The sequence below is a fragment of the Desulfomicrobium macestii genome (genome assembly GCF_014873765.1).
GTDB lineage: Bacteria > Desulfobacterota > Desulfovibrionia > Desulfovibrionales > Desulfomicrobiaceae > Desulfomicrobium > Desulfomicrobium macestii.
Map to the genome: position 1 here is coordinate 65,098 of NZ_JADBGG010000007.1, position 17,140 is coordinate 82,237.

General features: G+C 57.2%; 17 protein-coding genes and 1 other RNA gene. 8 read left to right on the forward strand and 10 right to left on the reverse strand.

What is annotated here, in order from left to right; genetic code table 11:
- The first annotated feature begins 45 nt into the window (after nucleotides 1-45).
- From H4684_RS06340 to H4684_RS06375, 8 genes are read left to right on the forward strand one after another with little or no spacing between them, the layout of a single operon-like run.
- Nucleotides 46-1,275 (forward strand): lipoprotein-releasing ABC transporter permease subunit, encoded by a 1,230-nt coding sequence (locus H4684_RS06340; protein ID WP_092193314.1) that lies wholly within the window; start codon nucleotides 46-48, stop codon nucleotides 1,273-1,275.
- Nucleotides 1,268-1,945, forward strand: a complete 678-nt coding sequence (locus H4684_RS06345) for an ABC transporter ATP-binding protein (protein ID WP_092193312.1) — start codon at nucleotides 1,268-1,270, stop codon at nucleotides 1,943-1,945. Before H4684_RS06340 ends, H4684_RS06345 begins: the two co-directional genes overlap by 8 nt.
- Nucleotides 1,935-4,622 (forward strand): outer membrane protein assembly factor BamA, encoded by a 2,688-nt coding sequence (bamA, locus tag H4684_RS06350; RefSeq protein ID WP_192623212.1) that lies wholly within the window; start codon nucleotides 1,935-1,937, stop codon nucleotides 4,620-4,622. Before H4684_RS06345 ends, bamA begins: the two co-directional genes overlap by 11 nt.
- A gap of 39 nt (nucleotides 4,623-4,661) precedes the next feature.
- Entirely contained in the window at nucleotides 4,662-5,177 is a 516-nt protein-coding gene (locus tag H4684_RS06355; RefSeq protein WP_192623213.1) for an OmpH family outer membrane protein, read from the forward strand.
- Between the two features lie 11 nt (nucleotides 5,178-5,188).
- Nucleotides 5,189-6,220 (forward strand): UDP-3-O-(3-hydroxymyristoyl)glucosamine N-acyltransferase, encoded by a 1,032-nt coding sequence (gene lpxD / locus H4684_RS06360; protein ID WP_192623214.1) that lies wholly within the window; start codon nucleotides 5,189-5,191, stop codon nucleotides 6,218-6,220.
- Nucleotides 6,221-6,224: 4 nt separating this feature from the next.
- Nucleotides 6,225-6,689, forward strand: a complete 465-nt coding sequence (fabZ, locus tag H4684_RS06365; protein WP_371877443.1) for a 3-hydroxyacyl-ACP dehydratase FabZ — start codon at nucleotides 6,225-6,227, stop codon at nucleotides 6,687-6,689.
- Nucleotides 6,689-7,480 (forward strand): acyl-ACP--UDP-N-acetylglucosamine O-acyltransferase, encoded by a 792-nt coding sequence (lpxA, locus tag H4684_RS06370; protein ID WP_092193302.1) that lies wholly within the window; start codon nucleotides 6,689-6,691, stop codon nucleotides 7,478-7,480. Before fabZ ends, lpxA begins: the two co-directional genes overlap by 1 nt.
- Nucleotides 7,481-7,487: 7 nt before the next feature.
- Nucleotides 7,488-8,300, forward strand: a complete 813-nt coding sequence (locus H4684_RS06375; protein ID WP_092193300.1) for an LpxI family protein — start codon at nucleotides 7,488-7,490, stop codon at nucleotides 8,298-8,300.
- 81 nt (nucleotides 8,301-8,381) lie between these two features.
- Here the strand turns inward: H4684_RS06375 and thrC are convergent, their stop codons facing one another.
- The 10 genes from thrC to H4684_RS06425 all read right to left on the reverse strand — a co-directional run bounded on the left by thrC (nucleotide 8,382) and on the right by H4684_RS06425 (nucleotide 17,140).
- Entirely contained in the window at nucleotides 8,382-9,830 is a 1,449-nt protein-coding gene (gene thrC, locus H4684_RS06380; protein WP_192623215.1) for a threonine synthase, read from the reverse strand.
- Nucleotides 9,831-9,851: 21 nt separating this feature from the next.
- Entirely contained in the window at nucleotides 9,852-10,715 is an 864-nt protein-coding gene (locus tag H4684_RS06385; RefSeq protein WP_192623216.1) for a UbiA-like polyprenyltransferase, read from the reverse strand.
- Between the two features lie 12 nt (nucleotides 10,716-10,727).
- Nucleotides 10,728-11,924, reverse strand: a complete 1,197-nt coding sequence (gene tyrS / locus H4684_RS06390; RefSeq protein ID WP_092193294.1) for a tyrosine--tRNA ligase — start codon at nucleotides 11,922-11,924, stop codon at nucleotides 10,728-10,730.
- Nucleotides 11,925-11,939: 15 nt separating this feature from the next.
- Nucleotides 11,940-12,716, reverse strand: a complete 777-nt coding sequence (locus tag H4684_RS06395) for a TIGR00282 family metallophosphoesterase (protein ID WP_192623250.1) — start codon at nucleotides 12,714-12,716, stop codon at nucleotides 11,940-11,942.
- A gap of 7 nt (nucleotides 12,717-12,723) precedes the next feature.
- A complete protein-coding gene (gene rny, locus H4684_RS06400) occupies nucleotides 12,724-14,283 on the reverse strand; it encodes a ribonuclease Y (protein WP_192623217.1) in 1,560 nt (519 codons plus the stop codon).
- A gap of 158 nt (nucleotides 14,284-14,441) precedes the next feature.
- Nucleotides 14,442-14,622, reverse strand: a non-coding RNA gene (gene ssrS, locus H4684_RS06405) — 6S RNA.
- Nucleotides 14,623-14,628: 6 nt separating this feature from the next.
- Nucleotides 14,629-14,895 (reverse strand): cell division protein ZapA, encoded by a 267-nt coding sequence (locus tag H4684_RS06410; RefSeq protein WP_092193289.1) that lies wholly within the window; start codon nucleotides 14,893-14,895, stop codon nucleotides 14,629-14,631.
- A 3-nt stretch (nucleotides 14,896-14,898) separates the two neighbouring features.
- Nucleotides 14,899-15,078 carry a hypothetical protein gene (locus H4684_RS06415; RefSeq protein ID WP_015775528.1) on the reverse strand — a complete coding sequence of 60 codons (180 nt, stop codon included), beginning with the start codon at nucleotides 15,076-15,078 and terminating at the stop codon, nucleotides 14,899-14,901.
- An 8-nt stretch (nucleotides 15,079-15,086) separates the two neighbouring features.
- Nucleotides 15,087-16,469, reverse strand: coding sequence for a bifunctional UDP-N-acetylglucosamine diphosphorylase/glucosamine-1-phosphate N-acetyltransferase GlmU (glmU, locus tag H4684_RS06420; protein ID WP_192623218.1), 1,383 nt, complete (start codon nucleotides 16,467-16,469; stop codon nucleotides 15,087-15,089).
- Between the two features lie 242 nt (nucleotides 16,470-16,711).
- Nucleotides 16,712-17,140, reverse strand: coding sequence for a F0F1 ATP synthase subunit epsilon (locus H4684_RS06425; protein WP_092193285.1), 429 nt, complete (start codon nucleotides 17,138-17,140; stop codon nucleotides 16,712-16,714).

A 17,140-nucleotide genomic window follows, 5' to 3' on the forward strand; every position in this document is an offset into this window, starting at 1 on the left:
CTGGCCTGGGCGCGGTGTGGCACCGGTCTTTCAGAGCGAGAACCCATGCACTTTGAATTGTTCGTTTCCCTGCGGTATCTCCTGGCCCGGCGCAAGCAGGCCTTCATTTCCGTCATCTCGCTCATCTCCGTGCTGGGCGTGGCCATTGGCGTGGCCTCACTGATCGTGGTCCTCGGGGTCATGAACGGCTTCAGCGACAACCTGCGCGACAAGATTCTGGGCATCAACTCCCACCTCATCCTCGGCTCGGTCAAACAGACCATCGGCGATTATGATCGTCTGGTGCAAAAAAGCCTGAAGGTCGAGGGCGTCGTCGCCGCCACGCCATTCATCTACTACGAAGTCATGCTCTCCACTCCCTCGGGGGTCAAAGGCGTCGTGCTGCGTGGCGTGGACCCGCAAAGCGCCGGGACGGTCCTGACCGTCGAAAAGGATCTGATCAGCGGCAGCCTCGCGGATTTGGGCAACACGGGCGACATCCCGGGCATCGTCATCGGCAAGGAACTGGCTTCACGGCTGGGCCTGACCATCGGCAGCAGGGTAAGTCTGCTTGCGCCGAGCGGAAAGAAATCGGCCGCCGGATTTTCTCCGAAGATCGTTTTCTTCAACGTGGTCGGCATCTTCAGTTCCGGCATGTTCGAATACGACTCGTCGCTGGCTTTCGTGTCCATCCCCGAGGCACAGAGAATCCTGGGCTTTGACGGAGATTTCGTGACCGGGATCGAATACAAGGTTTCGGACATAGACGGCGTGCAGAAAATCGGCGAAGCGCTGGTCCGCGCGCTGGGCGGATTTCCCCTTTATTCGCGCAACTGGATAGAGATGAACCAGAACCTCTTTGCGGCGCTGAAGCTTGAAAAGACGGCCATGGCGGTCATCCTGATCATGATCGTGCTGGTCGGCTCCTTTTCCATCATCACCACCCTGGTCATGATGGTCATGGAGAAGACCAAGGACATCGCCGTGCTCATGGCTCTTGGTGCGACGCCCCCCCAGATCCGCAACATCTTCATCCTGCAGGGCTCGCTCATAGGTGCCGTAGGGACGAGCATCGGATTCGGGCTGGGACTTGCCATTTGCTCCCTGCTCCAGAAGTACCAGTTCATCAAACTTCCCGCGGATGTCTATTATCTGGACCATCTGCCCGTGAAAATAGAATTTCTCGACATGTCCCTCATCGCCGTCGCGGCCATGGCGCTATGCTTCCTGGCCACGTTGTACCCGGCCAGGCAGGCCGCGAAAATGCATCCGACAGAGGCGCTGCGCTATGAGTGAAGTCTACCGCCTGCAAGGCGTCGGCAAGGCCTATGAACAGGGCGAGGAAACCATCACAGTCCTTTCCGGCGTCGACCTCACCGTGCTCGGCGGAGACTCCCTGGCCATCGTCGGCGCCTCGGGATCGGGCAAGAGCACGCTGCTGCAGCTCATGGGCACGCTTGACGTGCCATCGAGCGGCTCCATCCTTTTCAACGGGGCGGACATCTCAACCCTTGGCTGGAAAGAACGGGCCCGTATCCGCAACAGGAACATGGGCTTTGTTTTCCAGTTCCACCATCTGCTTCCCGAATTCTCGACTCGCGAAAACGTGGCCATGCCGGGCATCATCGGCGGCATGGCCAGAAGCCTGGCCCTTGAAAAGGCCGATGCGGCTTTGTCCCGGGTGGGGCTTGCGCATCGACGCCATCACAGGGTAACCACCCTGTCCGGGGGAGAGAGACAAAGGGCGGCCATTGCCCGGGCCATTCTGCTTGAACCCGCCGTGGTGCTTGCCGACGAACCTACCGGGAACCTTGATGAACGGACAGGCCGGGAAGTCAATGATCTTTTATTGCATCTGAACAAGGATCAGGGAGTCACCCTGGTCATCGTTACCCACAATGCTGAACTTGCCCAATGCATGCACCGCACATTGGAGCTGCGTTCCGGAGAATTGTATGAAGCGTAATGCCCTCCTGTGTCTGATCGTCATCCTGAGTCTCTTCTGTACCCTCCCCGGGTTTGCTGAACCGACGAAAAAGGTCATCGTACTTCCGTTTGCCGTGAATGCGGCACCGGAGCTGGCCTACCTGGAGGAGAGCCTGCCCAAGCTGCTTCAGGATCGCCTGACGGCCCTGGGCCTGGAAGTGATTCCGCAAGAGGAAACCACGCGTCTCCTTCAGGAACAGCAGGTCGAGTACCTGGATCTTGGAGTCGCCAGGGACATGGCGCTGCTCTCCGGCGCGGCTTACGCCGTCTACGGCAGCTTCAGCCAGGTCGGCGAGACCATCAGCATCGACACCAGGCTTGTGGAAGCCTACGGCGTCCGTGAGCCGAAACCGTTTTTCGTGGTCAAGGAGGGTGTGATCAACATCCTGCCGGCCATTGAAGACACGGCGGCCAAAATCCAGACCGGCGTGCAGCAAAAAGACAGGATCGCTTCCATCGATGTACGCGGGAACGAAATCCTCGACGACGACGTGGTCCTGATGCGGCTCAGAATCCAGCCCGGTGACGTCTACGACCCCAAGGCCGTCAACACTGAACTCAAGAGCCTCTACGAACTTGGATATTTCGACGACATCGCCATCGCGCTGGAAGACACGGCCGAAGGCAAGCGCCTGATCATAACCGTCAAGGAAAAACCGCTCATCTCGGCCATCAGCGTCGAGGGTGCGGAAGAGCTTGACGCCGACGACCTGCTGGCCACCATCGCCACCAAGACCGGCGCGGTGCTCAACCCCCGGGTCCTGGCTGACGACATGGGCAAGATACGCGAACTGTACCGTAAGGACGGCTTCTACAACGCCGAGATCGACTACACCTTGACCCAGGCCGACGCCAAGCGCGCACGGCTCAACATCCTCGTCAAGGAAGGCAAGAAGCTCTACGTGACGGACATCGTCATTCAGGGCGCCAAGCAACTCGATCCTTCCGACCTCAAGGACGAACTGGCCTTGACCGAACGCGGCATGCTTTCCTGGATGACAGGGACGGGCGTGCTGCGCGAGGAAATCCTGGACCGCGACGCGGCGGCCCTGGAAGCCTATTACGGCAACCGCGGTTTCCTGAACGCCAAGGTGGGGCAGCCCGAAGTCACTTACCTGGACGACGGCATCACCGTCACATTCCAGGTCGAGGAAGGCGAGCGCTACACGGTGGCTTCCGTCAAGTATGAAGGGGAAATGATCGCCACCCCTGAAGACCTGAACAGCGTCATCGCCCTGGACGATCTGGCCGCCGAAAATGAATTTTTTGACCGCTCGGTTCTGCGCTCCGACCTGCAGAAGCTCGTGGAACACTACTCCAACTTCGGATACGCCTTCGCCGAAGCTGACGTAAACATGGCCCGCAACGAAGAAGAGAAGAAGCTGGACATCACTTACCTGTTGTCCAAGGGCAACAAGATATCCATCAACCGCGTCCTGATCGAGGGCAACACCAAGACCAGGGACAATGTCATCCGCCGCGAGATGCGTCTCGTCGACGGCGACCTCTTTGACGGATCACTGCTGCGCAGGTCCAATGCCCGCCTCAACAGGCTCGACTTCTTCGAGACCGTGGAGATCACCCCGGAACCCACGGCCAATCCCAGCGCCCTCAACCTGCGCGTCAAGGTCAAGGAGAAACCCACAGGGCAGTTTTCCGCGGGCGTAGGCTATTCCAGCTATTCGCAGGTGTTCTTCTCGGGTCAGGTGCTGGAGCGCAATCTCTTCGGCATGGGTTACCAACTTGGTTTCAAGGGAACCATCAGCGCAAAGTCTGCCGATTACACCGCCACGTTCTGGAACCCCCATTACGACGACACGGACCTTGGCGTCGGCATGAGCCTCTACAACACGATGAACGAGTACTCCGATTACGACAAGCAGGCCATGGGAGCCAGGCTGCTCTTCGGATACCCGCTCGGGGAATACACCAACCTGTCCTGGAACTACCGACTTGAGCGCTACACCATCGAAAACGTCGACGATGACGCCGACAAGGTCATTAAAGACATCGAAGGGCAGAACTGGGCCAGTGCGCTGTTCGCATCCATCAAGCGCGACACGACCGACAGGCGCATCAATCCCTCCAAGGGCGTCACCCACCAATTTTCCGTGGAATACGCCGGCGGCCTGATTGGAGGCGATGACGATTTCGTCAAATACATTGCCGACGCCAATCACTATTTTCCGATCTTCCTGGAAACCATCATCCACCTGCATGCACAGGCCGGATACGTGATGCAGAACGGCAGCGACCGCATTCCGCCCTTCGAGCGTTTCTACCTTGGAGGCATGAATTCGGTACGCGGCTACAAGGAACGCACCATCTCCCCCGTCTATGACCAAAAGGAAGGGCAGGACGGCTATGATGAAGGTGATGAGAAAGGCGGAAACAAGAGTTTCTTCTTCAACGCGGAATATCTGGTGCCACTGCACAAGGAGATGGGCATCGTGGGGCTGGTCTTCTTTGATGCCGGAAAAACGTGGGACGATGACGAATCCATTGACATGGATCTCTACAAGAGCGTCGGTGCCGGCGTGCGCTGGTACTCGCCTCTGGGACCGTTGCGTCTGGAGTATGGATATCCTCTGGACACGGTCGAAGTTGATGATGATAAAAAGGGTCGCTTTGAATTTTCCGTTGGACAGTTCTTTTAACATCAAGTCAAATTACACATTATTGGTGAGGAGTTTTACATGCGTGCATTTACCCTGACAATTTTTCTCGTATTTTGCATGGCCCTGACGGCTGGAGCGGAAACCAAAATCGGTTTTATCGATATGAAGGCGGTCATCGCCAAGTCCGAGCCCGGTTCCAAGGCCATGGAGCAGCTCAAGTCCCAATTCAAGGACATGAAGGACAATCTCGACACCCAGAAAAAGGCCCTGGATACACTGAAGGACGAACTTCAGAAACAGTCCATGATGCTCAGCCAGGAAGCCAAAATGGACAAGGAAACCCAGTACAAGCGCAAAGTGCGCGACTTCCAGGACATGGGCCAAAGCTACCAGCGCAAGCTGCAGCAGGCCGAGCAGAGCCTCTCAAAGCCCATCATCGACAAGCTCCTTGAAGTCATTGAGAGCTACGGAAAGAAAAACGGATACACGGCCATTTTCGACAAGCAGGCCAGTGGAGTGATTTACGGGCAGGACAGCGTTGACCTCACAAATGCCATCCTGGCGGAACTCAACAAAGCCATGCGCGGCAAATAACAGGGCCCGCAATGCTTCTTTCCGAAATCGCATCCCGTCTGGGTATATCCTTAAAGGGCAGTGACATGGAGATCTCCGGGGTCAACACCCTGGCCGAGGCTTCAGAATCCGAACTGTCCTTTCTGGCCAATCCCAAATACGCGCCGCAGCTCGAAACGACCGGCGCAGGTGCAGTCCTCGTCAGCGCTGATCAGGCCCCGGATTCCAAATCCTGCCTGATCAGCGCCAATCCGTATCTTGATTTTGCGCGCGCCGTTCAGCTTTTTGCCAAGCCGCAGGGCTCTTTTGAAGGCATGAGCCCCCTGGCCTTTGTGCATGAAGATGCAAGCATTGACCCAAGTGCCGCCATCGCCCCTTTTGTTTTCATCGGCAGAGGGGCAAGGGTCGGCGCGAGGGTTCGCGTATTCAGCGGCTCGTACATCGGCGAAGACTGCGTGGTCGACGAAGACGCCATAATCTATCCCAACTGCTCGCTCATGGCCGGCACGCTGGTCGGAAAACGTGTCATTCTGCATGCCGGAACGGTTCTGGGCAGCGACGGATTCGGATTCGCCCAGGCGGCCTCGGGGATGACCAAATTTCCCCAGATTGGCCGTACCGTGATCGAGGACGATGTGGAAATCGGGGCAAACACGACCATAGATCGTGCTGCCCTGGGAGAAACCCGTGTGGGGCAAGGGACCAAGATCGACAATCTGGTTCAGCTTGGCCACAATGTACGGGTCGGACGAAACTGTATCATCGTGTCGCAAGTCGGCATCGCAGGATCGACCACCCTGGGCAACGGGGTGGTTCTGGCCGGGCAGGTCGGTGTCGCCGGCCACATCAATCTTGGCGACGGATGCCGAATCGGCGCCAAATCCGGAGTGGGCAAGGATGTACCGCCGGGCCAGGACCTGAGCGGCATTCCGGTCATGTCCCACGGATCATTCCTTCGGACCTCGGCCATCATGCCCAAGCTGCCGGAAATGAAGCGACGGCTTGGCAAACTTGAAAAGGAACTGGCCGCACTCCGGGAAGAACTTGCGAACAAAGGAAAATGATATGATCAACAAACCTGAGAATGGCGAAATCGTAAGCCGTGACATTTTGGATCTGCTTCCACATCGCTATCCTTTCCTGCTGGTTGACCGGGTGCTCTCCTTCGAGCCCATGAAATCTGTGCACGCCATCAAAAGCGTATCCATCAACGAACCTTTTTTTCAGGGTCACTTCCCGTCCTATCCGGTCATGCCCGGAGTGCTCATTCTTGAAGCACTGGCCCAGGCTGGTGGAATAATGGTCATAAAGAGTCTTCCTCCGGCGGACACCGTGGGCAAGATTTTTCTGTTCACCGGAATGGAGAAAGTTCGCTTCCGCCGCCCCGTGTTTCCCGGTGACCAGCTGCACCTGCACGTCACCTACGAACGTCACAAGATGAGCATGTGGAAAACCAACGGCAAGGCCATGGTCGACGGAAAGGTCGTGGCTGAAGGCATCCTGACCGCTTCCGTGGTTCCGAGGGAGGACTGATGCAAACAAACATACACCCTTCAGCGGTAGTTCATCCGGATGCGTACCTTGGCACCGGTGTCACGGTCGGCCCTTTTGCAGTTATCGAAGACGGGGTTCACATCGGTGACGAGACAGTCATCGACGCCGGAGCCCAGATCAAGCGCTTTACTACCCTGGGCACGAAAAATCATGTCCATTCCATGGCCTGCGTCGGCGGTGAGCCACAGGATCTCAAATTCGGCGGAGAAGAGAGCAGGCTCGTCATCGGGGACCGCAACAGAATCCGCGAATTTTCAACCATCCACCGTGGCACGGAAGGTGGCGGCGGAATAACCCAGGTCGGGTCGGACAACCTGATGATGGCCTACTCCCACATCGCGCACGACTGCGTGGTTGGTGACAACAACGTCCTGGCCAACGCCGCGACCCTTGCCGGTCATGTCGTCGTAGGCAATGAAGTGGTCGTGGGCGGCCTTTCGGCCGTGCACCAGTTCGTGAACATCGGTGACTTCGCATTCATCGGCGGGAAAACCGGTGTCGCCCAGGATGTGCCGCCCTTCATGCTGGCCGTTGGCGAGCGCGCCACATTGCGCGGACTCAACCTCATCGGTTTGCGCAGGCACGGGTTTTCCTCCGAGGAGATTCACGCCTTGAAGTCCGCATACAAGCTGATCTGGCGGTCCAACCAGGAACGCAACGAAGTCATGCAGCAGGTCGAGACGGAGCTTGGCAACTTCTCCCAGGTCATGAAGCTCCTCGACTTCATCCGCAGCAGCAAACGAGGCACGATAACGCCTGAACGCATCTAGACAGGCCATGACCAGAACGCTTGGCATCATCGCGGGCGGCGGCTCATTTCCCATCACCGTGGCCAATACGGCTAAAGAACGCGGCGAACGCGTCATCGGTGTCGGCTTCGCATCCGACACCGACCCTGCCTTTAGGGCCCACTGCGACAATTTCTCCTGGCTCAAACTTGGCCAGCTTGGCAAACTCATCGATTTCTTCACCGCTAACCACGTCACGCACGTGGTCATGGCAGGTCCCATCAACAAGCCAAGGGCTCTTGATCTTCGGCCCGACTGGCGAGCGGCACGGCTTCTTTTTTCCATCAAGACCCGCGGGGATGACGTCCTGCTGCGCGCGCTCACTGCCGAACTTGAACGCGAAGGCCTCGCTGTCGTCGCGCCTCATCACTACTCGCCGGACCTGCTCGCTCCCGAAGGGGTGCTAACCAAGAGAAAACCCACGCAGGCCGAACGCGAGGATGTGGAATTCGCATGGAAACTGGCCCAATCCCTGGGACAGTTCGACATCGGCCAGTGCCTGGTCGTGCGGGAAAAAATCGTTCTTGCCGTCGAGGCCATTGAAGGCACCGATGCAGCCATACGACGCGGTGGCCAACTCGGGGGCCCCGGCGCGGTGGTCGTAAAGCGGCCAAAGCCGACCCAGGATAAAAGGCTCGACCTTCCGGCTTTTGGCCTGAAGACGCTGCAAGCCATGGCCGATGTCGGCGCGACGTGCCTGGCCTTTGAGGCTGGCGGGTGCATCTTTTTCGAACAGGACCAGGCCCTGGCTTTTGCCAACGCCCGCGGCATCGCCCTGCTCGGACTTCCGCCTGGAATCTAGCGCAGATACGCTTACCTCAAAAAAAATGGCCGGTTACGCACACCGGCCATTTTTGTTTTCGAGCGTTTCAGACACACGCCGTCATTTTTTGTCGAGCCCCAGTATGCCGACCACATTCTGGGCGGCCTGAACCGTAAACGCTTCCTCGGACAGACGCGCCTTCTCATCCTGATCAATGACCAGGCGCGGCACATTGGCCAGTTTTCTGTCCGGCGTGATCTCGAATTCGGGACCAAAGCCATCATGAAAATACATGTCCTGAAATCCGGCGAACTTCAAAGCGTGCGCCGTGGCGTCAAGCACGGCAAGCTCGCCTTCTTCCATGAGTCCGAGTTCCTTGGCCTTCAGGAGTCCGGCCAAGCATTCGCCGCCCTGGGTGCAGGCGATGTGGCCATGCCGGTTGGCAAGCAGCATGGACTCAATGATGCGCTGTTCGCTGACCTGCACGACCTGGAACGAACCCGCGCCACCCAGCTTTTGGTACTGCTCGGCCAGATACGCCACCCGGGGAAACGACACCGGATTGCCGATCATTGCCGCCTGGGCAACTGACGGCCGCACCTTCACGGCCTCGAACCTGCGCTGCTCCGTGTCCTGGGCATAGTACCTGAAAACCGGATCCGCATGTTCGGACTGTACACCGACGATGCGGGGCAGGGCCTCTATGATCCCAAGCCGCAGGAGTTTCAGGAATCCGCTCATGATGGCCGTGATGTTTCCGGCATTGCCGATGGGCACGAAAACAACTTTGCCGCGCAGATCCCAATCATACCACTGCGCCACTTCAAAGGCATAGCTCTCCTGCCCGAGGATGCGCCAGGCGTTCTTGGAATTGAGGAGCGCCACCCGATAATGATCGGCCAGATATTCGACCACCTTCATGCAGTCGTCAAAAACGCCGGGGATTTCGAGCACTTTCGCCCCACTGCCCAGAGGCTGGGACAGTTGCTGTGCGGTGACCTTGCCCTGCGGCAAAAGCACGACCGAGGTCAAAGGCTCCCCCACATACGCCGCATAGAGCGCCGCAGCGGCCGAGGTGTCGCCGGTGGAGGCGCAGATGGTCAGAACATTGTCCCAGTCGTGTCTGGCGACCAGATGGCGCAGGTACGAATAGGCGCAAGCCATGCCGCGATCCTTGAATGATGCGGACGGATTCTGTCCGTCATTCTTGAAGGCCATGGGTTGCCCCACCAGACGCTCCAGGGCGGGCGAGGAGCGGGTCACGGGGGTGTTGCCCTCCCCGAGGTAGACAATGTCCTCTTCACCCACGACAGGGGCCATCAGCTCGTAAAAACGGAAGATGCCACGCAGGGCCGGATTCTTGGTCGCCGCGCGCAGGTCGAAGATATCGCGCCAGGCAGTGCCGGGTGTCTTTTCCAACTCGGAAAAGCGTGTGTCCTCCAGCAGAAAAACACCCTTGCAGCTGGGACACGTGTAATGCAATTCGTCGATGGGGTACCTGGCCTTACAACCGAGGCAGACATATTCCATTTCCCCTCTGTAGGTGGGAAAAACGTTGGCTTCGCGCATGAGATGCTCCCTGAAGATTAATTACCCAAGCGTCGTGTCGATGACCGCGCCCGCAAACAAGAAAACCGCTACAAACCCGTTCAAGGTGAAAAAAGCTAGGTTGACCCTGCTCAGGTCATCGGCACTTATCAGGCGGTGCTCGAAAAGCAGGATCACTGCCACGACCAGGCAAAAACCCGCATAAACAAGCCCGGCCCCGGCAGACCAGCCGGCCAGAAGAAAAAAGAGGGCTGTTGTCACATGGCTGAAGGTCGAAAGAGACAGCGCGATCGGCACCCCCTTGCCTGCCGGCAAGGAATGCAGGCCCTCGGCCCGATCGAATTCGGCGTCCTGACAGGCGTAAAGGATATCAAATCCGGCCACCCAGAATGTCACTCCAAGGCCCAAAAGGACGGGAGCAAGCGCAATCTCCGGAGACACGGCGAGCCATCCCGCCAGGGGTGCAAGCCCAAGCACCGTGCCCAGAAAAAAATGGCACAGAAAGGTGAACCGTTTGGTAAAGCTGTAGAGTGCGGACCAGACCAGTGCCAAGGGAGAAAGCGCCAGACAGAGGGCGTTGAGCTGCCAGCACGCCCCGACGAAGACAAGGGCGCTGACGGCTATGAAAACCAGCGTTTCAGAAACCTTGAGTTCGCCCGTCACCAAGGGCCGGGTCAGGGTGCGCGGGTTTTTGGAATCAATGGGAAGATCCGCAAGGCGATTGACGGCCATGGCGAAGGAGCGCACGGCCACCATGGCCACGGTCAGGGCCAGAAATATCTTCCAGCCCGGCCAGCCATCCGCAGCCCAGAGCATCCCGAGATAGGCGAACGGCAGGGCAAAGATCGAATGTTCTATCTTGACCATGCGCGCCAGCAGAACGGTTTTACGCCAGATCGAAAACATCAGCCTGCCCCCTTAAGCCGCCACGAGCTTCAGGAATCTTTTCTTGCCGATCTTCAGCACATATTCCCCCGGCGCGAATGCGAAGGAAGCGTCGTCTTCCTTGCGTCCGTCAATGGTCACGGCGTTTTGCTTGCACATCCGGCGGGCATCGCCCTTGGAAGAGCACACGCCGCTCTCGCTCAAAACATCCACCAGCAGCGCCCCGGCCTGAACCGTGAAAACCTCGATGTCCTCAGGAATGCCCTGCTTGGCGAAAACGGCGTTGAAAGCCTCACGCGCTGCCGCGCCGGCCGTTGCCCCGTGAAACCGTGTCGTGATCTCCTGGGCCAGATCCTCCTTGGCGGTCTTGGGATGCAGGGCCCCGGAGGCAACCTGCTCCCGCAGGGTAGAAATCCGGTCCAGGGAACTGTCGGAAAGCAACTCGTAATAACGCCACATGAGCTCATCGGAGATGGACATCAGCTTGCCGAACATGTCGCCCGGAGCCTCGTCTATGCCAATGTAGTTGCCCAACGACTTGCTCATTTTCTGGACTCCGTCGAGGCCTTCCAGAATGGGCATGGTCAAAACGATCTGCGATGCCTGACCGTGCTCACGCTGCAGGTGGCGGCCCATGAGCAGATTGAACTTCTGGTCCGTCCCGCCAAGCTCCACATCGGCCCTGAGGGCCACGGAGTCGTATCCCTGGACCAGCGGGTACAGGAATTCGTGGATGGAGATGGGCTGGTTACCCTTGAAGCGCTTCTCGAAATCATCGCGCTCAAGCATGCGGGCCACAGTGTAACGCGAGCAGAGCTCAATGAAATCCGCAGCGGAAAACGTGTCCATCCAGGTGGAGTTAAAAGCGATTTCGGTTCGTTCTTGATCCAGGATCTTGAAAATCTGCTTCTTGTAGGTTTCGGCGTTGCGGAGAACCTCTTCGCGGGTCAATTTCTTGCGCGTTTCGGATTTTCCGGAGGGATCACCGATCATGCCGGTGAAATCACCGATCAGAAAAATGACCTGATGTCCGAGTTCCTGAAAATGCTTGAGCTTCTGGATCAGTACCGTATGCCCAAGGTGCAGGTCCGGAGCGGTGGGGTCAAAACCGGCCTTGATCCGCAGCGGAGTGCCGCTGCGCAGTTTTGTGATCAGTTCCTCTTCATTGATGATCTCGACGCTTCCGCGCCGGATCTGCTCAAGCTGCCGAGCAAGCTCCATATCTGTCATGACGGTTCCTGTTCTTTAAGATGCCCTGTATTGCCATGCCGAAATGCCGCGGCAATGGCCGTTATCCACTTCCATAAGCGCCCCGTTCAGCATGCACGGCCCCTTGGCCAGTTCAAAACGCTGGGGTAGTCCTGTCCGAAATCTGCGCAAAATTATGTCGTTGTCCATGCCCAGGCAGGAGTCTTCCGGACCGCACATCCCAAGATCGGAGATGTAGCCGGTCATTCCGTCCAAAATTCGTGCGTCATTGGTCTGAACATGGGTGTGCGTGCCGACCACTGCCTGAACCCGCCCGCGCAGCAGATGGGCCAGTGCGCGCTTCTCCGAGGTGGCTTCGGCATGCATGTCGACCACGATCACGGCCTCGGGCGGAGCCTTTGCGACCAGAGTCTCGGCAACCGCGAACGGGCAGTCGATGGCTTCCATGAAGGTCCGGCCTTGCAGATTGACGACCATGAGCGGCGGCAGGTTTTCACCCAGTTCGTAAACGCCCGCGCCACGTCCCGGCGCCACTACGGGATAATTGCCCGGACGCAGCAGCCACGGTTCATTCTCAAGCGCTGGGCGGATGTCGGGAAATTTCCAGACATGGTTGCCGGTGGTCAGGACATCGACGCCGCATCTGTGCAGCTCCTGGGCGCTTTTGGCCGAGAGCCCAAGTCCGCCGGAAGCGTTCTCGCCGTTGGCCAGGACCACGTCCAGCTCCAATTCCTGACGCAAACGCGGCAGATGATCCTTGACCATCTGCCGCCCGCTATTTCCTACGATGTCACCAAGAAAGAGAATCCGCATTCGGGAACTATTTGGCAATGCCAACGGCCCTCTTTTCGCGGATGACCGTAACCCGGATCTGACCGGGGTAGGTCATCTTTTCCTCTATCTGCTTGGCGATATCCTTGCTCAGCATGTAGATCTGGTCGTCGTTGACCGCCTCGCAATCCACCATGACGCGAACTTCGCGGCCGGCCTGAATGGCGAAGGCCCTGCTCACGCCGGTAAATCCGGTGGCGATCCCTTCGAGCTCCTCAAGGCGCTTCACGTAGCTCTCCAAAAGCTCCTTGCGCGCTCCGGGGCGTGCTCCGGAGAGGCTATCAGCGGCCTGGACCAGCACGGCATAGACGGACTTTGGCGGGACATCCTCATGGTGCGCGGCGATGGCGTGCACGATTTCGGCGGACTCGTTGTACTTCTTGGCCAGATCGGCACCGATGAGCGCATGCGGGCCCTCGACTTCGTGGTCCACGGCCTTGCCCAGATCATGCAGCAGGCCGGCCCGCTTGGCCTTCTTGATGTCCAGCCCAAGCTCGGCGGCCATGATTCCGCACAAAAAAGCAACCTCAAGGGAATGCTGCAGAACATTCTGGGTAAAACTGGTGCGGAAGCGCAGCTGCCCCAGCAGGCGGACAATCTCGGGATGAATTCCGTGCACGCCGAGATCGAAAGTGGCCTGCTCGCCGATTTCACGGATCTGGACATCCATCTCCTTTTCGACCTTCTTGACGATATCCTCGATACGTGCGGGATGAATGCGGCCATCGCTGATCAGCCTTTCCAGCGAACGCTTGGCCACCTCGCGGCGCAACGGGTTGTATGCGGACAAAATGACCGTTTCCGGCGTGTCGTCGATAATCAGGTCCACACCCGTAGCCGCTTCAATGGCCCGAATATTGCGGCCTTCACGGCCGATAATGCGGCCCTTCATGTCTTCACTGGGCAACTCCACCGAACTGACCGTATGCTCGGAGACATAATCGCCTGCGTAGCGCTGAACCGCGCTGGCAATGATCCTCTGCGCCTTGCGATGCGCGGTCTCCTGCGCCTCGACCTCGATCACCCGCACCATCTTGGCCGCCTCATGGCGAGCCTTGCTCTCAATTTCCTGCATGAGGCGGGCGCGTGCCTCTTCGGCGGTCAATCCGGAAATTTCCTCCAGGCGAGTCTGCTGGGCAACGATCAGCTCCTGCAGCCCCTCCTCCTTCTCCTCGACGGCGCGCTCCTGCTTGGCAACCTTCTTTTCAAGGCTGACCAGCTCGCTTTCCTTCAAGGCCAGGGACTCCACCTTCTTTTCCAGACGCTCTTCCTTGGCCTGCAGCCTGGCCTCGTTCTTTTTCAGCTCGCGCTCACGGTCCTTGGCATCCTGTTCGACTTCCTTCTTCAGGGCAAAAACCTCGTCCTGGGCCTGGAGCAAAACCTCTTTCTTGTGCGCCTGCGCATCTTTCTTGGCTTCATCCAGAATCCGCTCGGACAATTTGCGAGCGTCGTCGTTCTCTTGATCGGTGATGTATTTTTTGAACAAAAAACCCGCAACCGCACCAAGCCCGGTGCAAATGAAAGCGGTGATTATGATCTGGCTGGTCATGGAAACTCCTTGGCACAATATATTTAAGATGGCTGCGCAACGACCATGATACGTCGTCCCTGTCCTTAAATCGGACTGACGAGACAACAGCGCGAGCGCTTAATTACGATCGGCAAGGAGTGTATGAGAGACTGGCTGTTGGAAGGGGCGAACCAGATAAAAGCCCCGGAAGGCAGTGTTGGGAATCATTTTGAACCTCTTAAGTTAAGAGGGGGTTGGCTACAGCCCATCAGGCTTCTTCGGCTGCCCGAAGCGTGCACACAAGACCGTTGTAAGCTACCCGTATTGCGCTTTATTGGCTCAAAAACGCATCACCAATCACTGACCCTCCAGGGTACTTGTTCACTATTCTTCAGGACTATCTATCTTCGAAAGAAGCTGCTGCAACGTGCCTTCAAGTTGCGACATCTTCCCTTGATCATGTAAATAATCGTCGGCCAGACTCAACGCCAGGTATGTCAGAAGCCGCTCCTTGCTCATGTGACTGACCCGCCCTTCGAGATCCTTGTAGCGCTGATGAACCAGGTCAACAGCTTTATGAATCCGCTCGGGCGAGACGTCGGCCGCGAAGGAAAGATCGAGGCCGAGCACTGTCAAATTGTATCCTGGCATTACTTAGTTTCTATCAACCTCTTGCAGGCTGTTCAAGATATTTTCCACCCTGGACAGAACGGCCTCCTTGGTCTGCCGCTCCTGCTCAAGGGACTCCTTTAATTGCATATTCTCAAGTTTCAAGGCTTCCTGGCGCTCCAGTAGGAGGGTTATCTTCTCTGTCAACTGATTAAGAATATCCATAAGTTATCCTAGGATTGAAGTGATTTTTTCTTGCGGTCCAAATTCGACTGTCTGGCCCTGGCCACGCACAGGGCACCATCCGGAACATTTTTAGTAACCACTGAACCGGCGGCGACAAGAGCGCCGGCTCCCACGACCACGGGAGCGACCAACGCCGTGTTGCTGCCGATAAAGGCGTTTTCATGAATTTCGGTGCGATGTTTCTTCGCGCCGTCATAATTGCAGGTGATGGTTCCCGCGCCGATATTCACTCCAGGACCGATATCGCTGTCGCCCAGGTAGGAAAGATGTCCAGCCTTGGCGCCGGCATGGAGCACGGATTTCTTGACTTCGACGAAATTGCCCACGCGCGCGTCCTCTCCGATATCGGAGCCGGGTCTGATCCGACCGTACGGGCCAACACTCGCTCCCGCCCGGATGTGAGATCCTTCAATATGAGAAAAGGATTTCACTTGGCAAGGACCAAGAATCGAATCCTTGATCCAGCAATGAGAAGAGATAAACGCGCCGCGCTCGATTCGCGAACAGCCGTAAATTTCGCATGGCCCCATTATTTCGGCACCGGGAGCGACGGCAACGTCGGGCCCGATGAAAATTGTCTCGCAATTACGAAGGATGACTCCTGAATCGAGCAAGCCTTCCACGATCTGGCGACGCAGGGAATCTTCAAAACGAACCAGCTCTCGTGGCGAATTGATCCCCCGCAAAAGGTCCGAGCTGCCAAACGGCAATCCCGCGACCGGCAACCCTGCGGCAGCGCAGATGGCGATCATCTGGGTCAGATAATATTCCTGCTGGGCATTGTTGCGGTCCATCTTTTCCAGCAGAGGCCCACAGCGCTTAACGTCGAACACATAGACCCCTGAATTGACCTCAAAAACCTCACCGCCATGATCCGCTGCACAGAAATCCTTTTCTTCTACCACCCGCTCCACGCAGCCCTCGGCATTGCGGATGACTCGGCCGTACCCAAAGGGATTTTCAAGCCGCAAGGTCAACATACCCATGCCCGCGTTACGGGCAGCGCATAATTCAACCAAATCGGCTATGGCATCAACCGGAACGTGCGGGGTGTCTCCGTTGAGTACGCAAAGATAAGAAATGCCAGAGGCGGCAACGCGCTCCCACGAGAGCATGACCGCATGTCCCGTGCCCAGTTGCTGCTCCTGCTGGACAAACTGTCCCTTTTGCCCCGGAAAGCAGTCTTCAACCTTTGCGGACTGAAAACCGACCACGGTCCAGACCTGAGCCGCAGGCACGTGCGTCAACGCGTCATAAACATAGCCAAGAAGCGGCTTTCCCAAAACCTGCTGTAAAACCTTGGGGGAATCGGAGTGCATGCGCGTGCCTTTGCCCGCTGCCAAGATGACGTATCCCAGTTCTGGCTTCATGATTTTCCTCGAAAAGTATTCGGCTCTGTCCTTTCAAATAATACTCTCGCTGGCTTTTGAGCCACGCAACCAACAAAAAAGCGCTCAATGCCAAGGTTCCCTGAGAGCCCATTTCACGATAACTGTCCAAAAATTCTTAATCTTTGATATCGGTATATTATATTATTCTCAAGATTGAATAGTCGTAAAAAAAAAAGCAGGCTCCGAAGAGCCTGCTTTCTAGATACCGTGATTGTCGGTCATTACATGCGGCAAGTGCCTTCACTTACAGCTGTCTGCCGGCATTTCATGCGATGAAGTGCTCTGGCCAATGCAGCCTGCACGGCTGCGTGATCCAATTTCTCCTGTTGCTGCTTGGCGCGCTGCTCGGCTCTGTCCTGAGCTCTGCGAGCTCTTTCCAGATCGATGTCTTCAGCTCTTTCCGCAACTTCGGCAAGAACCGTCACCTTTGCAGGGGAGACTTCGGCAAAACCGCCGGCAACAAAAACGAAGTACTTCTTGCCGTTGAGTTTGTAGTAAAGGCTCCCGATACCAAGTGCAGAGAGAAACGGGATATGATTGGGCAGGACACCGAATTCGCCATTGATGCCGGGAGCGCCGACATAATCGACCTCTTCCTTGAGCACCATCTTGTCTGGTGTCACTATTTCAAGCGTAATTGTTTTAGCCAT

What these genes read in the sequence shown, in the direction of transcription:
- H4684_RS06340 (WP_092193314.1), top strand. Translation starts at nt 46, where the DNA reads ATGCACTTTGAATTGTTCGTTTCCCTGCGGTATCTCCTGGCCCGGCGC.
- H4684_RS06345 (WP_092193312.1), top strand. Translation starts at nt 1,268, where the DNA reads ATGAGTGAAGTCTACCGCCTGCAAGGCGTCGGCAAGGCCTATGAACAG.
- bamA (WP_192623212.1), top strand. Translation starts at nt 1,935, where the DNA reads ATGAAGCGTAATGCCCTCCTGTGTCTGATCGTCATCCTGAGTCTCTTC.
- H4684_RS06355 (WP_192623213.1), top strand. Translation starts at nt 4,662, where the DNA reads ATGCGTGCATTTACCCTGACAATTTTTCTCGTATTTTGCATGGCCCTG.
- lpxD (WP_192623214.1), top strand. Translation starts at nt 5,189, where the DNA reads ATGCTTCTTTCCGAAATCGCATCCCGTCTGGGTATATCCTTAAAGGGC.
- lpxA (WP_092193302.1), top strand. Translation starts at nt 6,689, where the DNA reads ATGCAAACAAACATACACCCTTCAGCGGTAGTTCATCCGGATGCGTAC.
- H4684_RS06375 (WP_092193300.1), top strand. Translation starts at nt 7,488, where the DNA reads ATGACCAGAACGCTTGGCATCATCGCGGGCGGCGGCTCATTTCCCATC.
- thrC (WP_192623215.1), bottom strand. Translation starts at nt 9,830, where the DNA reads ATGCGCGAAGCCAACGTTTTTCCCACCTACAGAGGGGAAATGGAATAT.
- H4684_RS06385 (WP_192623216.1), bottom strand. Translation starts at nt 10,715, where the DNA reads ATGTTTTCGATCTGGCGTAAAACCGTTCTGCTGGCGCGCATGGTCAAG.
- tyrS (WP_092193294.1), bottom strand. Translation starts at nt 11,924, where the DNA reads ATGACAGATATGGAGCTTGCTCGGCAGCTTGAGCAGATCCGGCGCGGA.
- H4684_RS06395 (WP_192623250.1), bottom strand. Translation starts at nt 12,716, where the DNA reads ATGCGGATTCTCTTTCTTGGTGACATCGTAGGAAATAGCGGGCGGCAG.
- rny (WP_192623217.1), bottom strand. Translation starts at nt 14,283, where the DNA reads ATGACCAGCCAGATCATAATCACCGCTTTCATTTGCACCGGGCTTGGT.
- H4684_RS06410 (WP_092193289.1), bottom strand. Translation starts at nt 14,895, where the DNA reads ATGCCAGGATACAATTTGACAGTGCTCGGCCTCGATCTTTCCTTCGCG.
- H4684_RS06415 (WP_015775528.1), bottom strand. Translation starts at nt 15,078, where the DNA reads ATGGATATTCTTAATCAGTTGACAGAGAAGATAACCCTCCTACTGGAG.
- glmU (WP_192623218.1), bottom strand. Translation starts at nt 16,469, where the DNA reads ATGAAGCCAGAACTGGGATACGTCATCTTGGCAGCGGGCAAAGGCACG.
- H4684_RS06425 (WP_092193285.1), bottom strand. Translation starts at nt 17,140, where the DNA reads ATGGCTAAAACAATTACGCTTGAAATAGTGACACCAGACAAGATGGTG.